Genomic DNA, 8,087 nt, shown 5'->3' with positions numbered 1-8,087 from the left:
GGCACGTCTTCACTCATCCCCGACAGCAGTACGGCGAACTGCTCGATCCACTCGTCCGGCGTGTGCTCCCGCCACTGCACGATCTCGTACCCGTCGACCGTGGGCTCGCTGGTCTCCACCGGCAACTCGAGCACCTGGTGCAGCTCGGCATGCTTCTTCACAAACCCCCGCGTCCGGGCAAACTCGGTCCCCGCACTCTCACCGGTGACCGGATCCCCAGCCACATTGGTCCCCGACAGCACCGTCCGCCCTGCGTCCTTGGCTCGCTCGACAGCGATGTCCAACAACCGGCTGGCCACCCCTCGCCGCCGAAACTCCGGCACCACCGCCAGCTCGACATCCACGGTCTGCGTATTCCCCACCAACCACCAATCCAGCCAAGCGACACCGAGCCACCTGCCACCCTCGACGATCCCCAGACCCTCGGCCCGCACATCCCCATGCCTCCCGGCCATCAGGACCCGAGCCTCGTCCACCCCCAACCCCACCGGAAACTCCAACTCCTCCACCCGAACGGCGTACTTCACCTCATAGAACCGCCGAAACATCTCGGGATCCCGCCCGTCCACCACCACGATCTCCATCCGGGCAGGCTATTGGCTCCGTGGACGGCACGCGCGGGAACTACCGCAGTACGGTCGCCCGGATCGCGTCGGCGTCCAGCGCGGCGTCGACGCCTTTGCCGCGGACGACATCGATCACCTCGGCGTCGGTGAACAGCGGCGCCAGCTCTGCGGGGATGCCGGGCGGAACCGGCCCGTCGCCGATCGCGGCAACGGCGTCCGGGCGCTTCGCGAGCGCGGCCGCCAGCTTGGGCCAGCGCATCGACAGGATCGTCCAGAGCGCGGTTTGCCGGCCGTGCGTCGCGTCGTCCTCGAGGTTCACGCCCTGCAGCGTCTCGATCCCGCGGGCGATCCCGTAGGCATTGACCAGCCGCTTCATCATCCGCGGGTTCGGGTCCGCACCGAGGAGTGGCTGGAACGGTTCCAGGGCGTGCGCGTTGCTGAGCTGGGCCTGCTCGCTCACCATGCCGACCGCGACTGCCTCGAGCCGGGCCTGAATGTCGGCCGGAGAGTTCCCCGGGTCGGCAGCGACCCGGCGGCGCGCTATATCTCCGGGCTCCCTGCCCAGTTCCTCCTGCGCCCGGCGGCGGGCCCGCTCCAGCTCGTCCTGGTCCGGCACCGCCGGGCGGCGCAGGATCCGCGACCAGAACGCGGCGACCTGCGTGCTCGCCGGGAGACCGGTCGAGATCTGGAAGGTCTTCTCCAGGAACAAGTAGCCGATCGGCCGCCCGGCCTCCTCGGCCGCGCTCGCGAACCCGGCGTACTCGCCGGCATAGCTGTCGGCCAGCCAGTCCCGGTCGGCGGCGACGACGTACGTGATGGGGACGTCCCGGAACAGCGTCTGGATTCCCTCGAGCAGCTCGACGACGTACGGCGCCTTGCAGCGGTCGAGGTCGTCGACCATCACCACGATGTCGTAGTCGATCCACGCAGCGAGATCGCGCAGGTGCTTGCGGACCAGGCCCATCGGATCGTTGGTGTTGCTGACGAAACGCCTGGCGCCGCGGGCTGACGTCGCGAACAGCCACCGGCCGAAGCCGTGCACCAGACCCCAGATCGTCACCAGCGAGGTGACGATCGCCGCCACCGTGAAGAGGACGCTCTTCACCGCGGCGCCGACGTCGTCCGGACGACGGATGCCCTGGAACCAGCCGCCCCGCACCGCCAGCACGAGTACGACGATGATCCCGGCCAGTATCAGGAAGCCCGGAAGGCCGCTCCGCAGGCGCCACCACCACTCGTGCAGCCACAGGCTGATCGCCCGGCGGCGGTCGAAGGCCTTCAGCTCGGAGACGGCACCGGTGTAGATCGTCGTCATCAGCCACCACCACGGCGGTCCGATCCGCTGGTGCTGCCAGGCGTTGAAGTCGATCACGACGTTCCGCCGGCCGTCGGCACCAGGCGTCCGGAGCTCGGTCGCGAGGAAGTTCAGCAGCGAAGTCTTGCCGGCACCCCAGGGTGCGTGAACGTGCAGGAGGAAGGTACCGCCTCGATCCGTACCGCTCGACGAGCGCCGGGTCTGCTCACGCCGCGCGGCCCGGATCCGCCGCGCGAGGATCATCGCCAACCCTTCGCGTCCCAGCTCGTCGACCCGAGCCGGCCCGTCCGTATGAGTAGGCACGTTCTCATCGGGCCGCGGCGGCACCGCCGGCGGCCGGGTCGCGTCGGTCTCGGCACTGCTGTGCTGCGCGGGATCGGCGTCGAGCTCCTCGATCAGGCGGCGGAACACCGCCACCCCCAGCACGCACACCTTGGCCCGCGCTCCGGCCGGCGCCCCGGCCATGAACCCGTTGAGGATCGCCAGCAGAGCAGGGCCTGGCTCCATACCGCCTGCCCCCGTCCCCAGCAACGGGAAGGCCACCACGGAGTCCTCGGCCGTTCGAAAGCCGATCTCCCGTGCCGCCTGCTCGATGACCCGCACCCTCGTGCCCTCGTCCGTCACCACGGCGGCGAACAGGATCCTGGCGTGCGCGGACGACGTACTGCGGGCTTCGACGACCTCTCCGAGGCTGAAGCTGCCGGTGGGGGAGTCGACCCCGAGTCTGGCCAACCGGTCCGCGAAATCCGACGACACACTGCCGTGGACGCTGCACGGTACGACGACGATGTCGGCCCCTTGGTCGAACACGTCACCGTGCACGACGTCGACACGCTCGAGCCCTTCGCCGTACCCGATCTGTCCGGCCATCCTCACCCGCCCTCAGCTAGCCTCTCCGCAGGCTAGCGGTCACGCGGTGTTAGTGGTGGGGCCGGAGGGCCCGGTTGGCGGCTGGTTCTGCGATTGATGCGCGGAAGGGATGCGATGGGTAGACGCCGAGGATGCGGACCTCCACCGAGAAGAAGGCGAGTTCTTCGAGGGCCAGGGCTACGTTCGGTTGCTCGGGGTGGCCTTCGATGTCGGCGTAGAACTGGGTGGCGAAGAACATGCCGCCGAGCTGGTACGACTCCAGCTTGGTCATGTTGACGCCGTTGGTCGCAAACCCGCCGAGGGCCTTGTAGAGCGCAGCGGACACGTTGCGGACGCGGTACACGAAGGACGTGATGACCGGACCGGAGCCGACCGGCGGTACTTCGGGCTCCCGCGACAGGACCAGGAAGCGCGTCGTGTTGTGGTGCTCGTCTTCGACGTCGGACGCGAGCGTCGACAGGCCGTACAGATCAGCGGCCGCGCGCGGGGAGAGGGCCGCAACCGAAGGATCACCGAGCTCGGCCACCTCGCGAGCAGCTCCCGCGGTGTCGTCCGCGACGACAGTCGACCAGCCGTGCTCCCGGATGATCTTCCGGCACTGCCCGAGCGCGTGCACATGGCTGCGCACGGTCCGCACCCGGTCGAGCGACGTACCAGGAACGCCCAGCAGCTGGAAGTGGATCGGCAGGAAGAACTCGCCCACGATGTGAAGCCCGGACTCCGGCAGCAGGTGGTGGATGTCCGCCACCCGGCCGGCGATCGAGTTGTCGACGGGAATCATCGCCAGCCCGGCCCGACCGCTCGAAACCGCCTCGAGCGCGTCCTCAAAAGTCGTGCAAGGCAGCTGCTCGCGGTCCGGGAACATCTCGGTGCACGCCATCGCCGAGTTGGCGCCTGGCTCACCCTGGTAAGCGATCGGTCCGTCCACGATCTACCAGCGTAGACCTACCCCGTCTCAACCCACGGATCAGGTGTCCGCCTTACGGACCTTCTTCGGCGCGCCCGTGACCGCCCGGCCCTCCAGCGCCTTGGCCTTGGTGGCATACATGTCGAGGTACTCCTGCCCGGACAGCTCCATGATCTTGTACATGATCTCGTCGGTCACCGCCCGCAGGATGAGCCGGTCGCTCTCCATCCCCTCGTACCGCGAGAAGTCGAGCGGCTCACCGAACTTCACCGTCGGCGAGGCGAACGACGCGACCACCTTCCCGGGCGGCGCGACCACGTCGGTCCCGATCACCCCGCACGGGATCACCGGCACCTTCGCCTCCAGCGCCAGCCGGGCCACACCGGTGCGGCCCTTGTACAGCCGCCCGTCGTGCGACCGCGTGCCCTCCGGGTAGATCCCGAACAGCTCACCCCGCTCCAGCACCTTCATCCCGGCCCGCATCGCGCCCTCGGACGCCGATCCGCCGGACCGGTCGATCGGCACCTGCCCGGTGCCCTTGAAGAACCCGCGCTGGAAGCGCCCCTTCAGACCCGCGCCGGTGAAGTAGTCGGACTTGGCGACGAACGTGACCCGGCGCCGGAGCACCAGCGGCATGAAGATCCAGTCCGCGTAGGACAGGTGGTTGGACGCGATGATCGCCGCGCCCTGGTCCGGGACGTTCTCGGCGCCGACCACGTTCGGCCGGAAGACCCGCTTCACCGCCGGCCCGACCAGGACGTGCTTGAGCAGCCAGTAGACGCCCTTGCCGTCGCCGTCCCCGGCGTCCAGCACCGGATCGCCCCGCTCCGGGCGTGCCGACTGCGCCGGTTCCGTCATCGGTGTCCTTTCCTCACGTTCCCCGAGCCTTCATGATGCCGTACGGCGGCCCGGTTGAGGATCAGTCGCCCGGTGCGCGCTGAAAGTGTGCCTTGACGTCGGGCCGGCTGGCGAGCACGAAGACGCCGATCAGTACGACGATCTGCAGGCCCTGGCCGATACTCATCCAGACCGGATTTTGGCCGGTGACGATGTAGTACAGGTTGAGCACGGTGACCACGATCGCGACGATCCGGATCCGCCGGTACGACGACCGCTTGCCGTTCCGCAGGCCCTTGATGATGCGCAGGTAGACCAGCAGGATGATCACCGCCGTGATCGGCCGCGACCACAGCGACCACGACAGGCTGCTCCGCACCTGGTCCCGGACGGCCGGATCGGGGGAGTCGTGGTTCGCGGCGTGCGCGAACTGGTAGTCGAGGACGCTGTGGTGGAAGACGCCGACGAGCACCGCGATCAGGATGCTCAGGCCGAGGTACACCGCCACGAGCCGGATCACCGGGCGCATCGCGCGCTCGCGGTCGACCGCGGTGGTGCCGGGACTTGGATTGGTCATGAATAGAAATTAGTGCCGCGAGCGGGCCATCGCGCCACGCGGAAGGCCGGACACGCCCGGGTGCGGGTCCATAAGCTGCTGACGGCAGCGTCGCCCAGGTGGGGGAGGACCCCGTGCGGATCAGAGCGTTGACAGCGGTACTCGCGGTGCTCGCAGGGGGTCTCACCAGTCTCCCACCCGCGGCCCAGGCCGCCGCGCCGGTGGCGACCGTGGTCCCGATCCAGGTCACCGGCCCGGCCGCGTCCCGGTTCAACCTGGTCGTGATGGGCGACGGCTACACCGCCGCCGAGCTGCCGAAGTTCCGCGAGCAGGTCGACAAGCACCTGAACATCCTCTGGAGCATCGAGCCGTTCAAGTCGTACCGGAACTATGTCAACGTGTACGCCGTCGAGATCGCGTCCCCGGAGAGCGGTGTCGACTGCGACCCGGACCTCACCTCGCCCCAGCGCGACACCCCGCTCCAGATGGGCTTCTGGGGCGGGTGCAACCCGGCCAGCGTCCAGCGCCTGCTCACGGTCAGCTCGGCCGCGGCGACGCAGTACGCCGACCTGGTCGCCGGCACCACCAGTGCCAACCGGCAGATCCTTGCCATCGGCAACAGCGACACGTACGGCGGCGCCGGCGGCACGTACGCGACCGCGTCCGGCGGCAACGCGCTCTCGGCCCTGATCGCCCCGCACGAGCTCGGCCACTCGCTCGGCGGGCTGCAGGACGAGTACGACTACTACGCCCGCGGCGAGCGTGGCGCGCCGTACGACGGCCCGGAGCCGTCCTCGATCCACCACACGTTGCTGACCGAGCGGCAGATGATCGACCAGAAGCAGAAGTGGTACCGCTGGCTCGGCGAACCGTCCGAGTCCGGCGGCACGATCGGGCGCTACGAGGGCGGTATGTACGCCGGCTCCGGCGTCTGGCGGCCGAGCGCGCACTCGATGATGAAGACCCTCGGTTACTTCTTCGACCAGGTCGCCCGAGAGCGGATGACCCAGCGGATCTCCGCCAAGGCGACCCTCTTCCAAAGCAGCACCCCCGTCGGCCAGGTCGCGGCCGACCAGGTCGTCTGGCTGCAGACCCTGCACCCCGACAGCCACGAGCTCACCGTCAGCTGGACCCTCGACAGTACGGCGCTGCCGACCGCGAACGCCCGCGCCGTCGACCTCTCGACCCTGACGCTGGCGCCCGGTCTGCACACGCTGACCGCCACGATCGTCGACCCGACCGACTTCATCCGCGACCCCGCAGTACGCCCGACCGCGTCCCGGAGCTGGACCGTCAACACCACCCTGACCGCGCAACCGTCGACGACCCCGCCTGCCTTCACCGCGCAGACGTCGACCGAGCACCCGGTCAGCGCCGACGAGGTCGTGTACGCCGAGACCACGCAGACCGACACCGATCAGCCCGCGATCACCTGGGCGGTGGACGGTACCCCGACCGCCAATCCGGGCAACGACCGCGACTTCGACCTCGCCCCGCTCCACCTGGCCGGACGCCACACGCTGACCGCCCGCGTCGGCGACCAGACCCTCACCTGGCAGGTCGACGGCGTCGAGCCGACGGTCGCGGCCACGCTGTCGAAACCGCTGCTCACCGTCCAGAAGCCGACCGGTCCTGAATACGTATACAACGACGCGTTCACGATGGGCCTGGCCGCGACCGACGACAGCGCCGGGTACGTCGTCCCGTCGTTCCGCGTCGACGGCGACGGTTGGTACAACTACTACGGCTGGCCGACGGACGCCTCCGCGCCGTTCAAGTTCACCGCAGAGGGCACCGAGATCGACCACCTCGTGTACGGGAAGCTCGGCGTACCACGAGTGGTCCCGTGGGACGACGTGCCGCCGGGTTACGGCCGGCACCGCGTCGAGTACCGCGCGATCGATGCCACCGGCAACATCGGTACGCCGCGCCGGTTCGCGGTCACCCTGTTGCGTCCGGCACCGACCTGCACGAGCACGATCACCGGCGTCCGCAACAGCTCGCTGATCGTCCGCTCCGGCGTCACCTGCCTGACCAACGCGACCGTCAAGGGACCGGTCCGGATCGAGGCCGGCGCCTCGGTCGTCGCCGTCGACAGCCGGATCGGCGGCCCGCTCGACGCCGACCATGCCGCCGACGTCCAACTGTTGCGCAGTACCGTCGCCGGCCCAGTCACCGCCGACCACGTCACCCGCAGCCTGGTCGCCGTCGGCAGCACGGTCCAGGGACCCGTCTCCGTCACCGCGACGACCGCCGCGGCGCTGGCAGGCAACACGATCCAGGGCCCGCTCACCTGCGCCGCGAACACCCCGGCACCGACCAACCTGGAGGCTCCGAACCTCGTGTCCGGCCCGCGATCGGGGCAGTGCGCGAAGCTCTGAGTCGCCCGGACATGGGCGCGAGTTTCGGTGACATGTTCGTGCAAGGTCGCTCACCCTAGATTTTCCGGTGCGGGGAGGAACCCGCCCGTACCGGAGGAGTGAGATGAACGGACTACGCGTGACGTCCTTGCTGGTGGCCACGATGCTGACCGGGCTGGTCGCCGGGGTGTACGCGATCTATGCGAACGCCTTCATGCCCGGTCTGGCCAAGACCGACGACAAGACCTTCATCAGCGCCTTCACGGCGGTCGATCGGGCGATCGTCAACCCGTTGTTCCTCGGCCTGGGGTTCTTCGGGGCGCTGGTCTTCACGGCGCTGGCCGGCCTGCTCGGCCTGAAGGAGAAGTCGCTGCCGTGGATCGCGGTCGCGTTCGTGCTGACCCTGATCGGGATCATCGTCACGATGGCGGTGAACGTGCCGCTGAACGACGCGATGAAGGCCGCCGGCGACCCGAACACGATCGACGTACACGCCGTCCGGGCGGCGTTCGACGAGTCGAAGTGGCGGACCTACAACCTGGTCCGCACCTGGACCCAGATCGGCTCGTTCGCGCTGCTGGGCTGGGCGCTCTACCTGACCGGCAAGTCGGCCGCCCAGCCGTGAACGAGCTGGACTAGACCATAATCGGAGTGATCGCTGGCGGCCCGGGCCTGA

7 protein-coding genes are annotated in these 8,087 nt (G+C 69.0%); 2 read left to right on the top strand and 5 right to left on the bottom strand.

Features of this window, described 5'->3' with window-relative positions; translation table 11 throughout:
• The 5 genes from AB0E69_RS39580 to AB0E69_RS39560 form a co-directional block, all read right to left on the bottom strand.
• A partial coding sequence (locus AB0E69_RS39580; RefSeq protein ID WP_360159042.1) for a GNAT family N-acetyltransferase occupies positions 1-584 on the bottom strand: 584 nt, incomplete at its 3' end.
• Between the two features lie 40 nt (positions 585-624).
• Positions 625-2,751, bottom strand: a complete 2,127-nt coding sequence (locus tag AB0E69_RS39575) for a P-loop NTPase fold protein (RefSeq protein ID WP_360159039.1) — start codon at positions 2,749-2,751, stop codon at positions 625-627.
• Positions 2,752-2,800: 49 nt separating this feature from the next.
• A complete protein-coding gene (locus tag AB0E69_RS39570) occupies positions 2,801-3,679 on the bottom strand; it encodes a prephenate dehydratase (RefSeq protein ID WP_360159036.1) in 879 nt (292 codons plus the stop codon).
• Positions 3,680-3,718: 39 nt separating this feature from the next.
• Positions 3,719-4,516, bottom strand: a complete 798-nt coding sequence (locus tag AB0E69_RS39565; protein ID WP_360159033.1) for a lysophospholipid acyltransferase family protein — start codon at positions 4,514-4,516, stop codon at positions 3,719-3,721.
• Between the two features lie 61 nt (positions 4,517-4,577).
• Entirely contained in the window at positions 4,578-5,072 is a 495-nt protein-coding gene (locus AB0E69_RS39560) for a hypothetical protein (RefSeq protein WP_360159030.1), read from the bottom strand.
• Between the two features lie 113 nt (positions 5,073-5,185).
• On the opposite strand from AB0E69_RS39560, the gene AB0E69_RS39555 reads away from it, so the two are divergent.
• Both AB0E69_RS39555 and AB0E69_RS39550 read left to right on the top strand, forming a co-directional pair.
• Positions 5,186-7,432 carry a M64 family metallopeptidase gene (locus tag AB0E69_RS39555; protein WP_360159027.1) on the top strand — a complete coding sequence of 749 codons (2,247 nt, stop codon included), beginning with the start codon at positions 5,186-5,188 and terminating at the stop codon, positions 7,430-7,432.
• A 103-nt stretch (positions 7,433-7,535) separates the two neighbouring features.
• Complete coding sequence (locus tag AB0E69_RS39550; RefSeq protein WP_360159024.1) at positions 7,536-8,036, top strand: anthrone oxygenase family protein; 501 nt, start codon at positions 7,536-7,538, stop codon at positions 8,034-8,036.
• Positions 8,037-8,087: the final 51 nt, after the last annotated feature.

Source organism: Kribbella sp. NPDC026611, assembly GCF_040638345.1.
Lineage (GTDB): Bacteria > Actinomycetota > Actinomycetes > Propionibacteriales > Kribbellaceae > Kribbella.
Note: the sequence above shows the minus strand (reverse complement) of the source record. Positions and strands in the feature narration are given on the sequence as shown.

What these genes read in the sequence shown, in the direction of transcription:
- AB0E69_RS39550 (WP_360159024.1), top strand. Translation starts at nt 7,536, where the DNA reads ATGAACGGACTACGCGTGACGTCCTTGCTGGTGGCCACGATGCTGACC.
- AB0E69_RS39575 (WP_360159039.1), bottom strand. Translation starts at nt 2,751, where the DNA reads ATGGCCGGACAGATCGGGTACGGCGAAGGGCTCGAGCGTGTCGACGTC.
- AB0E69_RS39565 (WP_360159033.1), bottom strand. Translation starts at nt 4,516, where the DNA reads ATGACGGAACCGGCGCAGTCGGCACGCCCGGAGCGGGGCGATCCGGTG.
- AB0E69_RS39560 (WP_360159030.1), bottom strand. Translation starts at nt 5,072, where the DNA reads ATGACCAATCCAAGTCCCGGCACCACCGCGGTCGACCGCGAGCGCGCG.